The 19,004-nt window shown below is 34.8% G+C and carries 18 protein-coding genes and 1 tRNA gene; 5 read left to right on the top strand and 14 right to left on the bottom strand.

Annotated elements, in window-relative coordinates:
* Positions 1-150 precede the first annotated feature (150 nt).
* Entirely contained in the window at positions 151-1,101 is a 951-nt protein-coding gene (locus tag F933_RS02420) for a hypothetical protein (protein WP_005058217.1), read from the top strand.
* 65 nt (positions 1,102-1,166) lie between these two features.
* Here the strand turns inward: F933_RS02420 and F933_RS02415 are convergent, their stop codons facing one another.
* From F933_RS02415 to F933_RS02385, 6 genes are all read right to left on the bottom strand, one after another.
* The gene (locus F933_RS02415; RefSeq protein ID WP_005058215.1) at positions 1,167-1,751 is read right to left on the bottom strand and encodes a lysozyme; all 585 of its coding nucleotides are present in this window, start codon (positions 1,749-1,751) and stop codon (positions 1,167-1,169) included.
* Complete coding sequence (locus tag F933_RS02410) at positions 1,748-2,038, bottom strand: phage holin, lambda family (protein WP_005058213.1); 291 nt, start codon at positions 2,036-2,038, stop codon at positions 1,748-1,750. The genes F933_RS02415 and F933_RS02410 overlap by 4 nt, the downstream gene beginning before the upstream one ends.
* A gap of 741 nt (positions 2,039-2,779) precedes the next feature.
* Positions 2,780-3,313, bottom strand: a complete 534-nt coding sequence (locus tag F933_RS02400) for a DUF6714 family protein (protein ID WP_005058209.1) — start codon at positions 3,311-3,313, stop codon at positions 2,780-2,782.
* A gap of 52 nt (positions 3,314-3,365) precedes the next feature.
* Positions 3,366-4,361 (bottom strand): hypothetical protein, encoded by a 996-nt coding sequence (locus F933_RS16925; protein ID WP_005058207.1) that lies wholly within the window; start codon positions 4,359-4,361, stop codon positions 3,366-3,368.
* A 93-nt stretch (positions 4,362-4,454) separates the two neighbouring features.
* Positions 4,455-5,078: a hypothetical protein gene (locus F933_RS02390; protein ID WP_155758107.1), complete on the bottom strand. Its 624-nt coding sequence runs from the start codon at positions 5,076-5,078 to the stop codon at positions 4,455-4,457.
* 65 nt (positions 5,079-5,143) lie between these two features.
* A complete protein-coding gene (locus F933_RS02385) occupies positions 5,144-5,353 on the bottom strand; it encodes a hypothetical protein (protein ID WP_005058203.1) in 210 nt (69 codons plus the stop codon).
* A gap of 351 nt (positions 5,354-5,704) precedes the next feature.
* On the opposite strand from F933_RS02385, the gene F933_RS17195 reads away from it, so the two are divergent.
* Positions 5,705-5,881, top strand: coding sequence for a hypothetical protein (locus tag F933_RS17195; protein ID WP_005058202.1), 177 nt, complete (start codon positions 5,705-5,707; stop codon positions 5,879-5,881).
* Between the two features lie 280 nt (positions 5,882-6,161).
* On the opposite strand, the gene F933_RS02380 is transcribed toward F933_RS17195, so the two are convergent.
* The 8 genes from F933_RS02380 to efp form a co-directional block, all read right to left on the bottom strand.
* Positions 6,162-6,392: a hypothetical protein gene (locus F933_RS02380; protein ID WP_005058200.1), complete on the bottom strand. Its 231-nt coding sequence runs from the start codon at positions 6,390-6,392 to the stop codon at positions 6,162-6,164.
* Positions 6,393-6,825: 433 nt separating this feature from the next.
* A tRNA-Val gene (locus tag F933_RS02375) sits at positions 6,826-6,902 on the bottom strand.
* 47 nt (positions 6,903-6,949) lie between these two features.
* On the bottom strand, positions 6,950-8,926 hold the full coding sequence (locus F933_RS02370; RefSeq protein WP_005058198.1) for a transglutaminase TgpA family protein: 1,977 nt from the start codon (positions 8,924-8,926) through the stop codon (positions 6,950-6,952).
* Between the two features lies 1 nt (position 8,927).
* Positions 8,928-9,845 (bottom strand): DUF58 domain-containing protein, encoded by a 918-nt coding sequence (locus F933_RS02365; protein ID WP_005058196.1) that lies wholly within the window; start codon positions 9,843-9,845, stop codon positions 8,928-8,930.
* 13 nt (positions 9,846-9,858) lie between these two features.
* Positions 9,859-10,818, bottom strand: a complete 960-nt coding sequence (locus F933_RS02360; protein ID WP_005058194.1) for an AAA family ATPase — start codon at positions 10,816-10,818, stop codon at positions 9,859-9,861.
* Between the two features lie 78 nt (positions 10,819-10,896).
* Positions 10,897-11,199 carry a YbdD/YjiX family protein gene (locus F933_RS02355; protein ID WP_005053155.1) on the bottom strand — a complete coding sequence of 101 codons (303 nt, stop codon included), beginning with the start codon at positions 11,197-11,199 and terminating at the stop codon, positions 10,897-10,899.
* Positions 11,200-11,201: 2 nt separating this feature from the next.
* Positions 11,202-13,304 (bottom strand): carbon starvation CstA family protein, encoded by a 2,103-nt coding sequence (locus F933_RS02350; protein ID WP_005058192.1) that lies wholly within the window; start codon positions 13,302-13,304, stop codon positions 11,202-11,204.
* Between the two features lie 178 nt (positions 13,305-13,482).
* Positions 13,483-14,052, bottom strand: a complete 570-nt coding sequence (gene efp / locus F933_RS02345) for an elongation factor P (RefSeq protein WP_005053151.1) — start codon at positions 14,050-14,052, stop codon at positions 13,483-13,485.
* Positions 14,053-14,139: 87 nt separating this feature from the next.
* Between efp and epmB the strand changes: the two genes are divergently transcribed.
* From epmB to F933_RS02330, 3 genes are read left to right on the top strand one after another with little or no spacing between them, the layout of a single operon-like run.
* Positions 14,140-15,156, top strand: a complete 1,017-nt coding sequence (gene epmB, locus F933_RS02340; protein ID WP_005058189.1) for an EF-P beta-lysylation protein EpmB — start codon at positions 14,140-14,142, stop codon at positions 15,154-15,156.
* A gap of 11 nt (positions 15,157-15,167) precedes the next feature.
* On the top strand, positions 15,168-16,919 hold the full coding sequence (locus F933_RS02335; protein ID WP_005058185.1) for a hypothetical protein: 1,752 nt from the start codon (positions 15,168-15,170) through the stop codon (positions 16,917-16,919).
* The gene (locus F933_RS02330; RefSeq protein WP_034710332.1) at positions 16,901-18,994 is read left to right on the top strand and encodes an EAL domain-containing protein; all 2,094 of its coding nucleotides are present in this window, start codon (positions 16,901-16,903) and stop codon (positions 18,992-18,994) included. The genes F933_RS02335 and F933_RS02330 overlap by 19 nt, the downstream gene beginning before the upstream one ends.
* Positions 18,995-19,004 lie beyond the last annotated feature (10 nt).

Genomic DNA, 19,004 nt, shown 5'->3' with positions numbered 1-19,004 from the left:
CCTTATCTTTAAAATATTATTAGAAAATAATTTAGAAAAACTAAATTAAATTTATAAAATAATTAAAACAATTATTTTACTCAAACCTTGCTTTAATCTCATATATTATTATCATATAATAATATAACTAACAAAAAAAGAGTAATAAAAATGAATGAACTAAAACTAGTTGAAATATCTTACGAAATAGGCATCTCAGGTATAGGTGAAATAAACACTATTTCAAACGGTGCTGATAACGGTGCAAATAATAATTTAGCATGTGGCTTTTGGAATTCAATGAGACATTCAACTACTGAGCAAGCAGTCAATAATTTTTTAAGTAGACTACCAGCCTCCAATTCAATCGATAATCAAATACAAGGTTCAGGGGCACTGAATATTGGTGGTCATGGAAGTGAAGGTTTTTTAACGTCTGGTAGTGGTCATGGTCCCCAAGACTGGCAAAAGAACTTTATAGCTAATTGGAATCAAGTTGCATGGGGCCCTTTTTTAGAAAAACTTAGTCAACGTAACTTTCCATGGTTGAAAATTTGGTCTTGTCATACTGGTGCAGGTGAAGAGGGAGCTGCTCTACTTTACGCAATTGCTAAAGTTATAAAAAAACCTGTAATGGCTAATACAGGTTTTTTATTCTCCAACAACAAATGCCGAATTTGGCAAGAAAATGGTGCAGTATGGCAAGTAGCAACACCTGAAAATCGACCAGCTCCTATTTCTGCTCCAAGCCCGCATTTTCAAGAATACGAAATTATGAGTGATATTATTACTTTAGGCAGTAACTCTATAAAATCATCTGAAATTAAGAATATTAATTTAGTATTTAATTCTCATTTAGTTAACAAAGAAGAATTAGTTATTGATGATAATGAAATAATTAAAATAATTACTAAAGAGATTATTTCCGGTTCAAAAATAAAAATACCTGGCAAACCATTAGCATTTCTTAATGCACAAATAAGAATAAGAGATATAAGAGAAAATGAAATTTTAATAAATATTTACAATAACAAACTTGCCACCAATGAAGCAGAAAATATTGGATTTTATTTAAGTCCCAAATTATCTAGCCTATTAAAATCATTAAGTGGAGAAAATTAATTTCAAAAAAAATCCATATAAATAGTTATTAAGTATTTAGGAAGCCCTTAAAAAAAGGGCTTTTTTTATTTCTTTAAAAATAATGCTCTCTCTGCTTCACGGCGGCGAACTAAACCTTTCAATACACTACCGCCCGCTTTATTCCATACAAGAAATTGATCCGCTGCGGCTTTATAATCTAAGGCATTCAGATACTTCACTAAAGTTGACGTTTTAAAAGCATTCGTTCCGATGTTATAAGCTAAAGAAACCAATGCATCGAATTGATTTTGTGAGAGTGGAATATTCACAGCATCATTTACTGCTGTTTGAAAGCGCCTCAAATCATGTTGAAAAGAGGACTTTGCTTGTTCTAAGGTACAACTATCACCTTTCTTTACAGCAACACCATTTGGATAAATCGTTGTCCCATAACCAATGGTCCAGACTCCTACACCATCGTCATAAGCTTTCAACTTTAAATCTTCAAAACTGGTAATGAGTTGAATACCGACAGAGCTTATAATCATTTCAGAATCAATTGCGATTCCAAGCATATCGGCAACATCATAGGCTGTTGCTACATTCATTAATTTATCAGTGGCATCGACTTGTTTTTGGGTCAGCTTTCCACCACTGATTTTACGTAAATAATCAATGATCGCCTTCATGATTCCTCACCTACTTTTTTGCTAATCATTCGATCTACCCAAAGTGTGCCTTTGAAGCCAACAATACCACCCACAAAGATTGAAAGCTGTATAGGTAACGCTAAATACTCTAATGCACTCACAATCGTTAACGTTAGACATCCGCACAATACAGCTTCTAACCAGTCAATCTTTCCACGTTTCTTGAGTGATCTCACGATCGCTACAATCACTGACAGAATTACGGCGACCACTGTAAGGTTATGCGCATCTAACCAATCAATTGCATATTTAAAATAATCTTGCATTCACTTTTCTCTAGGTAATAAAAAACCGCCTTTCGGCGGTCAACTAAAAATATAACTATTCCAAAGTTACTTTCTCTTCAATAACAAAATAGAGTGCTTTGTTATTTAGTGGAATAATAAACCTTACAATTACCCCAATTGGTTGAGAAATTTTTGCAAAATAAACATCTAAATCATCTACATTTACATCTTTACTAAAGCACCACATAAGATACTCCAAGATACGACAAGCTAAATACTTTTTACGCTCAGTTGTATCGACTATAATACCTAATGGTTTGGTTAATAGATAATCCTGTATTAGTAATTAAATTTTAAAAAATTAATTTTTCGTAGGTAAAATTTAATACAACATAATTATAATAATGCTTAAAAAGTTTTCTTCTACTGATAATAAGGGGATCATTCTCTACATCAAAGATGTATAGATTCTTTTCTCTTATATCACCATCAATTTCTGCAAGACCTTTTAAAAATCCTGATAGAAATATTACAGAGTCATTAATTAATTCCACTATTCCACCATATTTAATAATTTTTTAATCATTTATATCAGCATCATATACCATTAAGCAGAGGCTTTATAAATCTAAAATAAAATTTCGACTTAACTCATTCAAATAAAAAAATAATCACACAATTTTAAAAATGATCTCCTATTTTTAAATATTTTAATTAAAACAGCATTTAAGCTGTTAATTTATTCAGCAATTACTAAAAACCTACAGTTCCAATAATCTTTCATAAATATCTTTTAGAACCCACAAATTTTCCCTTATAGTTTTCACTTAAAAATTCTTTAATAAGATATTTTTGCTCATTACTAAAAATATGACTATCCTCTTGCCAACGTGTCTCTAACCTAATAACAAAGCTATCCATATAAGCTTTATTATGATCTATTGTTAAAAAGTGGTAAATAGCTGCAGGTAAAAAGAACTTAAATCCTTTTGTATCTAGAAAACTACAAGAGTCACCAAAATAGTAAAGATACTCATAACTAACATCTTTCCATATTTTAATGCCTTCTTGGGTTCTACTACGAGCTGAAACAGCCATCAAAGCAATTTTTGTATAATACTCAGGCCATTGAAAATTATATTTTAGAATTAAATCTTCTGCCGACATATTTAACGCACATAAATAGTTATCATCTATCTCATCAAAGTATCTATAATGTGTATCATAAAAATCACTCTCTAATAATGAGTAAGAGTCACTTAAATCAAAAGTCGGAAAAATTTTTTCAAGATATTCCATTGCAATATTATTCACTATTAAATCTCACAATATTTACAAACCTTTATAATGATTTTAATTAGATGGTTTAAATTAGCTCAATATTCTCTAATGCTTTGTTAAGTCTTTCTTTCTCAATATTAGTACCTAATGCATAGTGCAAGAACTCTTTTAGTAAGAAAATTTGCTCTTTGCTAAAATATTTTAATAACTTTTCTATATTCTCATATGTATTAGCCCAAATAAGCCGATCAAGCCAAGATGTAAAGCTGTTAGAATAAAATGTATCATTATCATTTAAGAAGTGTTTCATAATCGCAGGTGTGTAAAATAAGTATGCTTGAGGTTTTAAATAGCTATAACCTGAAAAATAAATATTTAAATATAAAGCAGGTATATCTAAAGGGCTACTAAACCTATTAGCCATTTTTCTCTTTTCTTTGATAGCTTGAATTGCCTCGGCTTTGTCTATAGAGAGCCATCCGCTCGTTTCAATAAAACGAATTTCCTGATCTCTCCATTCCTCTTCCGTTAAATTTTTATCAATTCGTTTTTCATCGAAATACCAATGGCTTGTATCAGCATAATCCTCTTCAGCAAGGGTATAATCATGACCTAAAGTTAAATTTTTGAACCCCATCTCTACTTGTATTAATAAAGTTTCAGAGTTTTTATGCTCTAATAATTTATTCCAATTCGTAGGTATGAACTGTTCATCTTTTTCTTCTACTACCCTTGAAGTTTTAATCCTCATATTCTCAGCAATCAAAACAAGAGCGATTGAAGGATCATTAAAAGAAAAAGTGAACTCAAGCTTTTGATTTAACATATATTTCACAGTACAATTAACAATATAAAATTGTCCGCTACTCAAGTCGTTTGTAATACTAAATTTATGAATTGATGCCTTTTCAAAAACAACCAATGCCTTTTCCAATGAATACTTTTCATTTTCAAAGTATGAAAAAATATGAATGTATAGCAGAACATTCAAATTAAATGTCTTCGGATCTACATCTAATAAAAAGCCATACAATCTCGCATCATGTAAATATCCTAATAATTGATCAATTTTCTCACTCATGTTTTTATAAACCCCATTATTTTCAAATAGCTTATTTTACTTTCTAGTTAAAAGTCACGTACAAACCAAAAGAATATTTTGTGACATTAAGATTCAGATATAGTCTTTATCCTTTAAGTAATATTGATCAGTGTAGTTTATCGCGGGAATTGAAGATTCAGCACATCCACCCGACTTTTCAGTAATTAAAAATAGATCTCTTTTACTATGCGTATCTGTTGTGACTAAATAAGTTGAGGCACTAATATTTCCCTCATATTCAAGCACAATTAAAGAAGTAGGTGCACGTGCAAGTAGGACTTCATATTCACTTATACCCTGAGTGACCTCAATTACATCCACTTGCTTATTTGGCATTTGTAAATGAATCACATATGTTTTACCTGGTGTGAGCAGACAAGGTTGGGACAGCGTTAAATACAAACCATCTTGTTCTAGCACAGAACCTGAACTGATTAGCATTGGTCGTGTATCATTAGCAACTAGAATTAAATCATTTCGAGTGATCAAATCAGCTTCATGATATGCGCCAAATTCTACAGACCGCTTTTGATACTTGATCTTGTTCAATGCGCGATAAGCTTGAAGCATCGCTTGCTGAAAATTCGTAATTCCCTTTATTTCCAATTCTTTTGCATTGACGACATTAGCATCAGGTAGCTTTTGACTAAGTTTGAACACCCAAACTCCCTGCAAGGTCTGCTCATTCAGTTTCACCTCAATCATCAGACATTAAAAAACCCACCGAAGTGGGTTATGTTTAATCTGTATATGAGCTTTGTTTACTCAATATAGTAGCTATTGCCATCGGAGCTATTGAAAACTAAATCTAAAGTAGGATAAATAAATTCACCTTTTAACAAGATATATTCAACGTTTGGTTTCTGAACTCTAGCTGAATAATTGATTTTATTAGCATTTACTTCTGTATAATTTGCTTGCGCTCTTTTTTCTTTACCTTGGAAATCAATAATTGTAATGTCTTTTAGCATTAACATGCTCCAATTTAATTATACATACTATGCTTAACGACAGATTTATACTATCAATATTTCATATGGAACTATATTTAATTAATTTTTATAACTTTTAATCAAATACATTAATAAAAATCATATATGTGTGCTTTGTGTACCCCTACTTGAAATTTGGATAGATCAATTTCAGAATTTAAAAGATAAGACTCAATAGCTTATATATAATTGATTTTATTTATGAAATAAGTCATCGAGATAAACATCTTTTCTAGGACATATCAACACATATAAGTCTTAAAACTACCGCAATGTAACGGCGTTTAAAGCGTACTATGAACTCTCCCTAGTGAAGATAAGAAGATAAAAATGTCAGGTTTTAAAAGTTTTTCTCAGAATACAACTAACCATGCAAATATCCTCAAATCTCAAATAAACAAGCATTCTTCAGCAACACCACCTGCTGAAACTCAATCTACACAAGTTCCTGGCACCGTTAAGGATCTGCCTGAGAATAATGAACAACCTGATCCTAATAACAAATAATTTCTTATTAACAGTGCCTTGGACGTTGTTTTGAGGCTCTGCTACTATAAAGAATAAATTAGTGCACTGATTTATTATACTATCAACTACTTTTATCAATTTGATTTGTTTAGTTCTTTAAGAAATTGCAGCCATTCATACCAGAAAATTGATATAACTAGCCTCTCAGATATGAGGGGCTTTTTTAATTGGATTTTTTTCTTAAGCAATATTTATCCGAACGACTCTCTCTATAAGATTAAACCCACCAAAATGGGCGGGCTTATTTTCAATCTCAAAATTATGAAAGGTATGGGTGCTTTTGAGCCAAGTAATCATTCGCTATTTTTGTTGTCTCAGCATAGGTTAGCTCAGCGCAAAGCCAAAACCGATATGTTTTTTCACCAACAATGTAAGTTTGACGATTGTATGTAGACTTTTTTTCAGCGTTAATTTCACTCGCTTCAAAATATGTTCCTTCACGACCTGTAACTACTTCCCCATTTAAATCGCCGCCAATACAAATATACATTTTAAGAATCCATAATTATGAATCTCAGCTTAACACATAAAATATAAAGCCCCACTATCACATCTGTGTTAGCAGGGCTTTGTGCGCCGTAATCCGTTCGGCAAGAAAAACCTCGTAAAGGAGGTTATTTAGATTATTTTCTTTAGTTTTTACAGTTAATTTTCATGTATAAAGCTTTTGTGCTTACTGGACGGACTGTCCATATGTAAAAAGTAATCTGATCACATATCGAATATTAGCTGAGATATAACATAACTAAACGACCACGCGGAACAGCGGGCCTCGATCTCACGAATCAGTTTTAGTTAACTTTTAAAATTCTAAATACAGCGATTTATTGTACTTATTCACATTAAAACCGAACGAAGTTCCCCGAAAACAAAAAAACCCACTTTTTGAGTGGGCTTTAATATACTGTTCTCACAGTGAATTTTGGTAGGTATATCCAGACTCGAACTGGAGACCTCTACGATGTCAACGTAGCGCTCTAACCAACTGAGCTATACACCTAGAATGAAAAGCATGATATTCACTTTTGATCAGCTTCACAAGTTTTTTTAAGATTGTTTTAGTGCAATCGCGCAGTCTTTAAGCAAGCGCTTAAATTCTTGAATATTTGCACGATTACTCTGTTCTAAAAATACGATTTTTTGATGTAACACAATTACTTGTTCAAATACTTGCTTATTTTGAACTTGTATTGCTAACCTTTGCATCCATACTGAAAAAGTTTCAGAAGGCATTTTATGCAAATATTTAGGTAATGATCTTTCAAACTTAAAAATTAAGCGCTGATACGCCTTATGCTGTTTTTTTTGTTTCCACCAATAAAAGCTAACATATAAGACTAAAACCCCACCCACACCCAATATTAATACGATTACATATCCATAAGTTGAATCTAAACCTAATCTCGCCAACCAACTTTTTTGTTTTTCCACATCATAACCAACAACTTTACTTTGCCATTGATAACTTAAATAATCACTCCAAATTCGCACGTTTTTCAAAAATTTAAATTGCTGTAAACGCCAAGCTTTTGCTTTTTCATCGCCCCAAACTGTTTGGTCTTGTGCTAAATAATCCTGCATTCCAGAATCAAGTCGTTGCGGAGCAATCATTGCTGTAGGATCAATCCTTTTCCATTTACCATTCAAATAAACTTCACTCCATGCATGTGCATCTAATTGTCTCACTTCCCAACTTTGCCCATCAGGTGCTAATTGACCACCTTGATAACCTGTCACCACACGCGCAGGAATGCCTGCATAACGCATCAGCATGACAAAGCTAGATGCATAGTGCTCACAAAACCCTTTACGACTAGAAAATAAGAATTGATCAATGCGATCACCACCCAAAGTGCCTGGTGTTAACGTATATACAAAGCCATTTTTTCGATACCATGACAAAACAGACTGAATATATTTTTCAGGTTGCTTCTGATTTTTTTCAAACAATTCATATGCCAATTGTTGCGATTTTAGATCACGATCTTTATCAAACTTGATATTAAATTCGAGTTGTCTCGGTGACAAAGAAATAGCTTCATCTGCTGATCTTCCTAGCCAGAGCATTTGAATCGGTTGGTTGCGTTTAATTAATTTACTTGGGCGTATACTGTTATCTTGATAAAGTTGCAAATAGCGTTCTTGAGGAATTGAATATTCCAGTCCCATAATCCAATTGGCTTGTTCATCTGCGGGCAAATATTGATATTTCACAACTCTTTGACGAGCTGGCTCCATTTTAATCTGTTGATTAAAAAAACTACTGGTCCAAGTTGCACCATCATATTCATCTAATACCAATGCTCTCCAATATAATGATTGTCGACTAGGTAATTGATACATATCCGTGATTACACGAAAAGCTAAAGCAGAGGACTGAGATAATTGAGCAATATCCCCCGGCGACATACGATCGCTAATGCCTGTGGTCGCACGATCTTTTTGAATTGGAATCGCCCACAAAGGTGGTAAACGCGGAAAGAAAATAAAGAGTAAAATAAAAAAAGGCGTTGCAATTCCAACGAACTTAAAAATTTGTTTTATATCTTGTTTCAACTGCTTAGACGATAATTTACTTTTATTAAATAAATTGGTTTGTATTCGATATAAACCGAGTAAGCACATAATAAATGCTGAGAACACAATTACAGCCATCCAAAAGGCCTGACTATGTAAGAGTAAACTTGCACTGACAAATAAGGCAAAATTAAAGACGATTAATAAATCTCGAGTATTTTTCGATTCTAAGCTTTTAGCAAAAAGGCATGTACTCAAAAAGGCTACGCCCGCCTCAACCCCAAATAGTGTTTGATAATTTACATAGATTAATGCTAATGACATAAATACAAACAGAACGAGTATCCATTTGGGAAATGGATTAATAAGATGTTTACTAAATCTCCAAACTAAACTTAGCCAAACAATTCCCAACAATCCACTCAGTGTTACTGGAATGAATGCAACTTGCCCTAATAACACAAACCCAAGTGCAGCTAGAATACAAAAATATATTTGTCTATTCATCTTAGGCCTGCGCAAGTAAAAGTTTAGCTTTGATCAATTGAGCCTGTCCTTGCCCTCTTTCTAATATCGCATGCGGTAAAATCAAACAATAATCATCCCCTAATTGTTCACATTGCTCGACCAAACCCATTATGAAACTTAGTTTTTCTTCATGCCCTAGTACAGGTATTTGTTGATAGTCGATCACTAAATATTGATGATTCTCTTGAGCTTCAAACATCTTAATAAAAAAACCTTGACCACGTGCAACTTGCTTCCACGCTACATTTTGATATGAATCACCAAATTGAAAAGATCGAAGTTCTTTAAACTCATCTAGGCTATCATTCGCATTGGTCGGCTGATTCTTATGCTCTTTTTGCCAATCATAAGCTTTAGGTGCTATCCATATTTTTTGTTTAGGATAGAAATATGTCCACGCACGTACCAAGCCAAGTGGATAAGTGGAAAAAAGCTTTATTGAACCTATCTCATAATGACCGCGTTTTTTCGGCAATATAGTAAGTTCTAAAACTTGCTGCGCTTGATTAAAATAGATAAGTTGCTCATTTTCTTGCCATTGAATACGTAAATATCTCGCTGAGTTAATTTTCTGCTTGAATAAAATTTTTAGTATTAAGGACTGTCCAACCTGTCCTACTTCAGCTACGATCACTTCAACTTTTAATGCATGAAGTTGTTTAAATGTTAGATAAAAACTGATACAGAGCATTGCACTGATTAAAAAACAAAAACCTAAAATCAGGTTATTTGCATAATTAATTCCAGCGATAAAGGTGATTAATATCAAAACTAAATATAGAAAACCTTGTTTATAAATAAACACTAATACGTCTTTTTGTAAGAGTGTCTTCTCTCCATCTACTTGAAAACGCTTCGCAACCCATTTTTCTATTTTTTGTTTAAAGCCATTTTGCATACGCTGATCTCAACTACAAGACTTCAACTGCCTGCAAGATTTGCTTAACTTCTACCTCACTTAGACTCAAACGATGGGCAACAACTGCAATAAAAACAGTTTGTACATCATCAGTCGTTGTAAAATCACGCCCTTCAACCAATGCATGAGCTTGTGCAGCGGCTTTTAATGCCAATACACCACGTGTCGATAATCCATGTCTTTGCTTACGTGTTTCTGCGGCCAAATCTAGAATGTAGTTAAGCACTGCATCACTGAGGAAAATCTGCTTTGCCAACTCACGTAAATGCAGAATATCTGCTTGAGTAAATACTGCATCTAATTGATGAATAAGAAGCTGGCGTGAGCTTTGTTGTAAGAGAAGTTTTTCAGCTTGACGAGATGGGTAGCCTAAAGACAATCGCATTAAAAACCGATCTAGCTGTGACTCAGGCAATGCATAAGTTCCACTTTGAAAGAGTGGATTTTGAGTTGCAAGCACCCAAAAAGGTTGAGGTAACTCATAATGAATCCCATCAACTGTTACAGCCCCTTCTTCCATAGCCTCGAGCAATGCACTTTGCGTTTTTGGGCTACAACGGTTAATTTCATCTGCGAGTAAAATTTGGGTAAAAACTGGTCCTTTTTTAAATTCAAAAACATGTTCTTTTTGATTAAAAATATTAATCCCAATCACATCGCTTGCCAGCATATCATTAGTGAATTGAATTCTTTGAAAATGCAGTCCCGCCAAACGTGCTAAAGCACTGGCTAAGGTGGTTTTACCTAAACCAGGTAAATCTTCAAATAACACATGACCACCTGCCAACAAACAAGTGAGTGCAAGTTTGGTTTGTTGTGGTTTATCTAAAATTAGCTGATTCACTTCAATAAGGAAACTTTCAATTTTATGGCTAAAGCTTTTAATATCATGTTCTAGTTGTTGATTTTGTATTTTTTTCTCTTGAACAGAAGCTTTTTCCATGCCCCACATAATTCTATCCCCAAAATAAAACAGTGTATGCCTCAACATACACTGTTTTGATTTTTTTTCAAAGAAATCAAATGATTTCTAGCAAGGGCATTTTTTCATATTCCCGCCAGAAGATGGGTAACGTGCATCGACACAATGACGATAAAAAGTCTTCGCATCCATCGGTGTTAAATCTGGGTGGTGTTGCTGCATGTGTTTAAGATAATTTTCGTAATCTGGTACACCAACCATTAAACGAAAACTCTTTTGTAAGTTTTGCCACAGTATCGCGATACGAGACCAATTTTTTGGTGAAAAAATCAGGTGTTTTTGCGACATAATTGTGAATTTAATAATCTTCACAATCACTGATCCACCTTCTCGTGCAATTTTAAAGTCCATAGCTATTCTCCCTTGACGCTATTCGCAGTCATCGGCACTTCTGAATAAACAGCGGGTGCTTCATTCACTGTCGGTGTTGAACTCGCTAGTGCTTTTCGAATTGCACCAATAGATGCAATCACCATTACCACTGCAACAATCATGAAGAATCCACACAATACAGCATTGATTTGATTGGACATCACAATCGTTTGCATCTCTGCCACTGTTTTAGCTGGAGCAAGTAATTCACCACGTGCAATCGCATCAGAAAAACGGTTTGCTTGAGCGAGAAAACCAATTTTTGGGTTTTCATGGAATATCTTTTGCCAACCAGCAGTCATTGATGTAATAAATAAGAAAATTGTTGGAACGATGGTGACCCAAACATATTTTTCCTTCTTCATCTTGAATAAAATCACCGTACCCAAGATCAATGCCATAGATGCAAGAATTTGGTTACCAATACCAAATAATGGCCACAAGGAGTTAATACCTCCTAATGGATCAACCACACCTTGATAAACGAAGAAGCCCCATCCTGCGACTGCAACGAAAGTTCCAACCAAGTTCCCAAAAAACGAGCTTGATTGTTTAACTGCAGGAATCACAATTCCCACTGTATCTTGAACCATAAAGCGACATGCACGAGTACCTGCATCAACGGCAGTAAGAATAAATAATGCTTCAAATAAAATCGCGAAGTGATACCAAAATGCCATCATTGAACGACTATTGAATATCTCTGAAATGATATGTGCCATACCAATCGCAAAGGTCGGCGCACCACCAGTACGAGATAAAATTGAACTCTCACCCACTTCTTGAGCGAGTACAGTTAACATTTCTGGTGTAACAACAAAGCCTAAATTACGTACCGCTTCGGCAGCAGTCTCTACAGTTGTTCCTAAAACAGCAGCAGGCGCATTAATCGCGAAATAAATACCTGGATCAAGCACAGTCGCACAAATCATTGCCATAATACCGACAAATGATTCCATCAACATCCCACCATAGCCAATCATACGAATATTGACTTCGTTATCGACAAGCTTAGGCGTTGTACCAGAAGCAACGAGTGCGTGGAAACCAGAAATCGCACCGCAAGCAATGGTAATAAATAGAAATGGAAATAACGTTCCAGCAAATACAGGTCCAGTACCATCAACAAAATGGGTTACCGCAGGCATTTTCAAATCAGGCATTGCAAAAACAATCCCAATTGCCAAACCTGCAATAACACCAATTTTAAGGAATGTTGATAAATAATCTCGTGGCGCTAACAGTAGCCAGACGGGTAAGACTGATGCAATAAAACCATAAATAATCAATGCCCAAGTTAATTGAGTGCCACTCAAGGTAAATAGCTGACCCCAATATGGATCTTTTGCGACATCACCACCAAATACAATCGCAGCCATCATCAATACAAAACCAATGATTGATACTTCCGCAATTTTGCCTGGGCGCAGATAACGCATATAAACGCCCATAAACAATGCAATAGGAATCGTTGCTGCAATACTAAATACGCCCCAAGGACTATGAGCGAGTGCTTTCACGACAACAAGTGCAAGTACTGCCAAGATAATGACCATCACGCCTAATGTACCGAGCATGACCACAACACCAGCAAATGTACCTAATTCCTGCTTTGCCATTTCACCTAGTGAACGACCATCACGACGTGTGGAGATAAACAGTACAAGAAAATCTTGAACTGCACCTGCAATCACAACGCCGACCAGCAACCAAATGGTTCCGGGTAAATACCCCATTTGGGCCGCTAAGATTGGTCCAACCAAAGGACCAGCTCCAGCGATCGCTGCGAAATGATGACCAAACAAGACAAATTTATTGGTAGGAACATAATCCAGACCATCATTTAAACGATGAGCTGGCGTTAACCGTCTAGAATCTAATTCAAAAACTTTATTAGCGATAAATAAACTATAAAAACGATAAGCAATGCTATAGACACAAATTGCAGCAAGTACAAGCCAAACTGCATTTACATGTTCACCACGACTAACCGCTAAAATCCCAAATGAAGTTGCTCCGACAATAGCAACTAAACTCCAGAGGAGCTTTGAGGGAAGTGTTGATTTCGCTGGTATTGTTTCCATTCAAAACCTCTCAAATACTTAAGTTGTGGTTATATTGATTTCCCTTTCTCATTCTATGTAGAAGAAATATCTTTGTTAGTTTATCTTTTATTACATCTTTTTTATCTAATACTTTGGCATAAAAAAAGGGATGATTTTTTATCATCCCCTCTATAATCGTATACTTTATGTTTAACGATTAAGCACGCTCTAGGTAGTCACCAGTACGAGTATCTACACGAACGCTTTCTTCTTGCTGAACGAATAATGGAACACGTACTACAGCACCAGTTTCAAGTTTCGCAGGTTTACCGCCACCACCAGAAGTATCGCCACGTACGCCTGGATCAGTTTCAACAATTTTGAGTACAACGAAGTTTGGTGGACTTACTGTTAAAGGTACACCATTGAATAACATGATCGTACATTTTTCATTTGAATCGTCTTTTAACCATTTTGCAGCATCGCCCATTGCTGTTTTATCAGCAGCGATTTGCTCAAAAGTTACAGGATCCATGAAGTTCCACATCTCACCATCGTTGTAGAGGTAATCCATTTCTACTTCTACAATATCAGCAGCTTCTAAAGAATCACCTGATTTAAAAGTTTTTTCTAAAACTTTACCAGAACGAAGGTTACGTAATTTTACGCGGTTAAACGCCTGACCTTTACCTGGTTTTACATATTCATTTTCCATGATTGAACATGGGTTACCATCAAGCATGACCTTAAGGCCACCTTTAAAATCATTTGTAGAATAATAGGCCATGAAAGGCGCACTCCAACTTAAAACTCAAATCTATTAATGCTAGACTACACGTACAGGTGTTGCACTAACACTATTTTAACGTATGGCATGATAAACTATTTACATCAAGAGCAAAACTGGCAATCACAACTCAGTGATCTAATTACTGATCCTTTAGAGTTGTTAAATCTGCTTGAGTTATCCACTGAACAGTTATTATCAGGGGCAATCCTTGCTTCTGAACAGTTCAAATTACGTGTTCCTCGCGCATTCGTCGGAAAAATGACCATTGGTGATCCTTTTGATCCGCTATTGCTACAGGTGTTACCTCATCATTTAGAACTTGAAGAGCATCCTGAGTTTGTAACCGATCCTCTAGGGGAAGAAGTGGCGAACCAAATGCCTGGCGTTCTGCATAAATACCAATCGCGTTTTCTTCTGACATTGACAGGTGCATGTGCAATCCATTGCCGTTATTGTTTCCGTCGACATTTTCCGTATCAGGAAAATCTGCCCAAAAATGATGACTGGATCAAAATTAAACAGTACATTGAGCAAAATCCAAAAATCAATGAAGTCATTTTAAGTGGTGGCGATCCATTAACTTTATCGAATCGAAAATTGGCACTATGGTTAGAACGTCTATCATCTCTCCCTCAAGTTCAAATTTTGAGAATTCACTCACGTGTTCCAATTGTTATACCAAATCGAATCGATGAAGAACTGATTTCTATTTTAAAAAACAGTAGGCTACGCATTATAGTAGTGATACACTCAAATCATGCTTCAGAACTCGACAATTACACGTGTTCAAAGTTAGAACAGTTAACATTACATCATATTACTGTGTTAAATCAGGCAGTTTTACTTAAAGGTGTAAATGATTCTGCAATAACCTTAACCGCACTAAGTTGGCGACTATTTGAAGCTAGAGTAATGCCCTACTATTTACATGTTTTAGACAAAGTAAAAGGCGCTCAACATTTTGACTTAAGATCTTCAGAGATAGATCAGATATACAGTGATGTATTAGCGAGTTTGCCAGGCTATTTAGTCCCTAAACTCGTCAGGGAAATAGCGGGCGAAAAAAATAAGACACCGCTTTTTGGGGTTCAAACGTTCTGAGATTGATTACAATGATGAATAATGCATTTTCGGATATTTTTCAAATTCCTACTGTTTTAAGACGTGACAAATTAAGTTTTTGCGCGATGAACACTAAAAGTATAAATGAATGGATCTCAGGTCTATCCATTATGCAATTAGGCGATACATCAAAAGCCTTATTTGCAGCGTTGCTCGAACTGAGTGAATTAGAATGTTCAGAAACATTACGATTTGATTTAATCCAAGCATTACATCCAACCATTGAAAATGTTTTAGGCAGTCTAGAGAAAAATTTCTTTAATCAAGGTGTGATCAGCTCTGACCGAAATGAACACATCATTGAACTTGCAATGCTGTTACGCTGCTACTTTGCGGCGATCTATATCAATATCGTACGTCGTAGCAATGATCAGCTAGAACATCAAAAATTTTCTTTTTTCGCTTTAAATCAGAAAAAAAATCTACAAACTGCACGAACACTTGCGACCTTTCAAGCATTACAGCAACTCACTCAATTACTTTATCAACAACACATGTTGTATAGCGAGCCTGTTGCTGGTCAGTGGTTAATCGCACATCAGCTATATGATGCTGCATTGACACACAAATACCATTACACCAATATTGAGCAAGCACCAGGTAAACCGAGTTTGAACAATATCAGCCAAGCATATGCTCAACTGATTTTAATGGATATTTTTAATACTAATCAAATTCGTCAATCTGAGATTCAAGCCCTATTTCAGTGTAGTTTCGATTGGGCGAAAATGGTTCAACTTTTAACCAAAGAAACAGACTTAACCAAATATGTAGTCGATGTCACCAAAGATCATCCACCGATTTATAATAAAAAACAAAGTTCTGGATTTAATCCTAACATTTTTATTAGTACGCATAGCCTGCTCGATCACGTTACTGCGACACTCCATAAAAATGCAGAATATATCTCTAAAAATGAAAAAATATATTTAACCCCTGCACTGAAATTTCATGTGCAAACAATTTTAGGTTCTACAGCAGAACGTCGTCACGAACGTTATGAATATTCTGCTCAATTACATATTTGTTTCGGCTTACTGACTGCACACTTTTATTTATCTAAAGCTAAAAATTTCGCTGAAACATTAATGTTAGAACATGGCTATGGCTTACAAAGTGAGTCTAAGTTTTTATCAACTTGGGATAAAAAAGATAATTCTAGCAATCAAGAATCATCCATCCAACGTTTGAGTCGTGAAAGTAAATCTGTGTATCAAACAGACATTCTGGATATTAGTGTAAATGGATATCGCATCAAGTGGTCTGGGGATGCACCTAAAAACCTAAGAACAGGTGAATATATTCTTGTAAAAGAAACCTCACACGGACATTGGCGTGGTGGTGTTATTCGTTGGTTAAAACAATCAACAGAAAAAAGTTTAGAACTCGGTTTAGAAGTTTTGGCACAAGATATTTTCCCTTGTGCAGTGCGTTTGCAAGCAGATCGTCATATCAGTAATTATCATCCTGCCCTTTTATTAAAAAATCAAAATTTGGATGAGACTAAAACAACCTTAATTTTACCAGGTTCACAAATTTTTCGAGAGCAGCAAGCTGTTCATTTAAGATTGGGGAAAGAGGAAGTAAAAGTGTACTTATTAACAGCACAATTAATTACCCAAAGTTTTGTTCAATTTGATTTTGAACTGCTAAACGAAGAAGAACAGCCTGTTCTAAATAAGTTTATGGCACAAAAAAATATGGATACAAATGATCAAGATTTATGGGAAGCATTGAAGTGAGAAATTCTTTACTCTCTAAAAAGTTAAAGCGTACCGAAACACGTTTACTTATTATTGATGATAACCAATTACGTTATAATCAAATTTTACAAATATTTAATCAGCAAGATCATCAAGTTCAAGCAACATTATTAGATGATCTAAAAGCGTTTGAAAAACAGCTCAATTTGACTTGGGATATTGTTATTTTTGGTCGAGCTTATGATTTAAAAGTAGAACAAACTTTATCTTTAATTCAAGTTTCTCATCAGCCGAGTCTTCCTATTTTGCTGCTTGAACCTGAGGATTATAGTTCCGACCAATTTCAGAACTATATTCATAAAGGCATTTACGATGTTTTAAATCTTAAAGCGCCTGAAAGATTTTATATTAGTATTATTCGTGCGCTATCTTTTAGCCGACTTGTTCAAGCAGAGCATCGTTTACTCGATGAATTAGAGGCTGCACAAACACAAGCACAATCATTAGTTGCAGAAAGCCATAAAGCGGTCGCGATTCTGCAAGAAGGTATTCACATGAATGCCAATACTGAATATGCCAATTTATTTGGATTCAGTAGTGAAGATGATTTAATTGGGTTGCCAATTTTAGATGTTTTACAACCTGAAGATTTAGCTCAGTTTAAAGTCCGTTTTAAAAAGATATCCCAAGGGCAATTTGAGCAAGCTCGATTTGAATTATGTACACAAAACCTTAGTGTAAAAAATAATCCCCTACATTTAGAGTTCTTACCTTCTGGTAATGATGATGAAGTTCAGCTCAATATTGAATGTGAATCATTATCTCAAAGCTCAGCTAACAGCGCGCAACCATCTATTGCAGTTGATAAAGTATCTAACATTAATTCTGTGCTCCAACAAATCAATCGCCATTTAACAAATCATCCTGCCAATTCAAATGCTTTAGTTTTGTTTAGCCTCAAGAGTTGTCCAAATGAAGTGTTTCAATCTGATTGGCGCGCAACAAAAGCATATTTTGCAAATATTCCAACTTTTATCAAAGAACAACTCAGTGTCCCTGTTTATCAAATTGATACAGCTCTGTTTATTGCTTTGGTTCAAGCAGAATCTAAAATCGTTTTAAACTCACTATTAATTAGCCTTAATGCTTTACAAAAACCACAGCTTTTAGTCACGGCAAATTATACTTTCCCACTCCAGCTTAAATTAGGTCATTACGAGCTATCACAGCAAATTTCAGATGAGACTATCTTTGAGCAGATCCTCACAAAAGCATTTGCTTCAGCTCTACCTGAAATTAATAGTCCAAAAATTGACGCAGATATTAGTTTAACGACAGAGCATGTTCCGACATCTGCACAGTTAAGTATATTACAAGAACTAAAATTGAAATTAGATGCGGGCGATATCCATATTAAATATCAACAGCTCTATGATAAACAAGATCAAAATACCCATACGTATGAAGTTACCGGTGGGTTTATTCATAATAATCAGTGGCAAGATTTGAATAGTATTGATGAGTTAAAAGACGATACTGAACTATCAGTTCAATTAGATCGTTGGATATTAGTGGAAGCTTCTAAACAGTTGCATAACTTTATTACCCAATATCCAAAGGCTAAATTAATTGTAAATCTAAACCATCACATCTTATTGAATGATAAAAAGCTTCCTGAATTAACGGCTAAATTACTGACGATTATAGGTAGTAAACAAGCTCATCCTTTAGTTTTACAATTTTCTGAGCAAGCGTTACAACAAAATTTATCACAAGCACAGCCTCAAATTGCTTTACTGCGTCAGCATGGCGCAGAAATTTCGATTCGAAATTTTGGTGATTCACTTTATAGCGACTCAATTCTTCAACAAATAGATACGCAATATTTACGTTTCAATCATAAATTAGCAAAAATGCTAAGTTCCGAGAAAGATATTGCTGTACTACAGGAGAAAATTCTTCATTTCATTGGCATGAAATCTGTAGAAATATTACTCATAGATTTGAATGATATGAATTTATTCGCAAATGCTTGGAATGTAGAAGCAAGATACCTACAAGGCAATTACTTCCAAAAGAAATTAGATCGATTAACAGATGTACAAGACCAGTAAGGTCTTGTGT

It is taken from the genome of Acinetobacter beijerinckii CIP 110307 (assembly GCF_000369005.1).
Taxonomy (GTDB): domain Bacteria; phylum Pseudomonadota; class Gammaproteobacteria; order Pseudomonadales; family Moraxellaceae; genus Acinetobacter; species Acinetobacter beijerinckii.
Note: the sequence above shows the minus strand (reverse complement) of the source record. Positions and strands in the feature narration are given on the sequence as shown.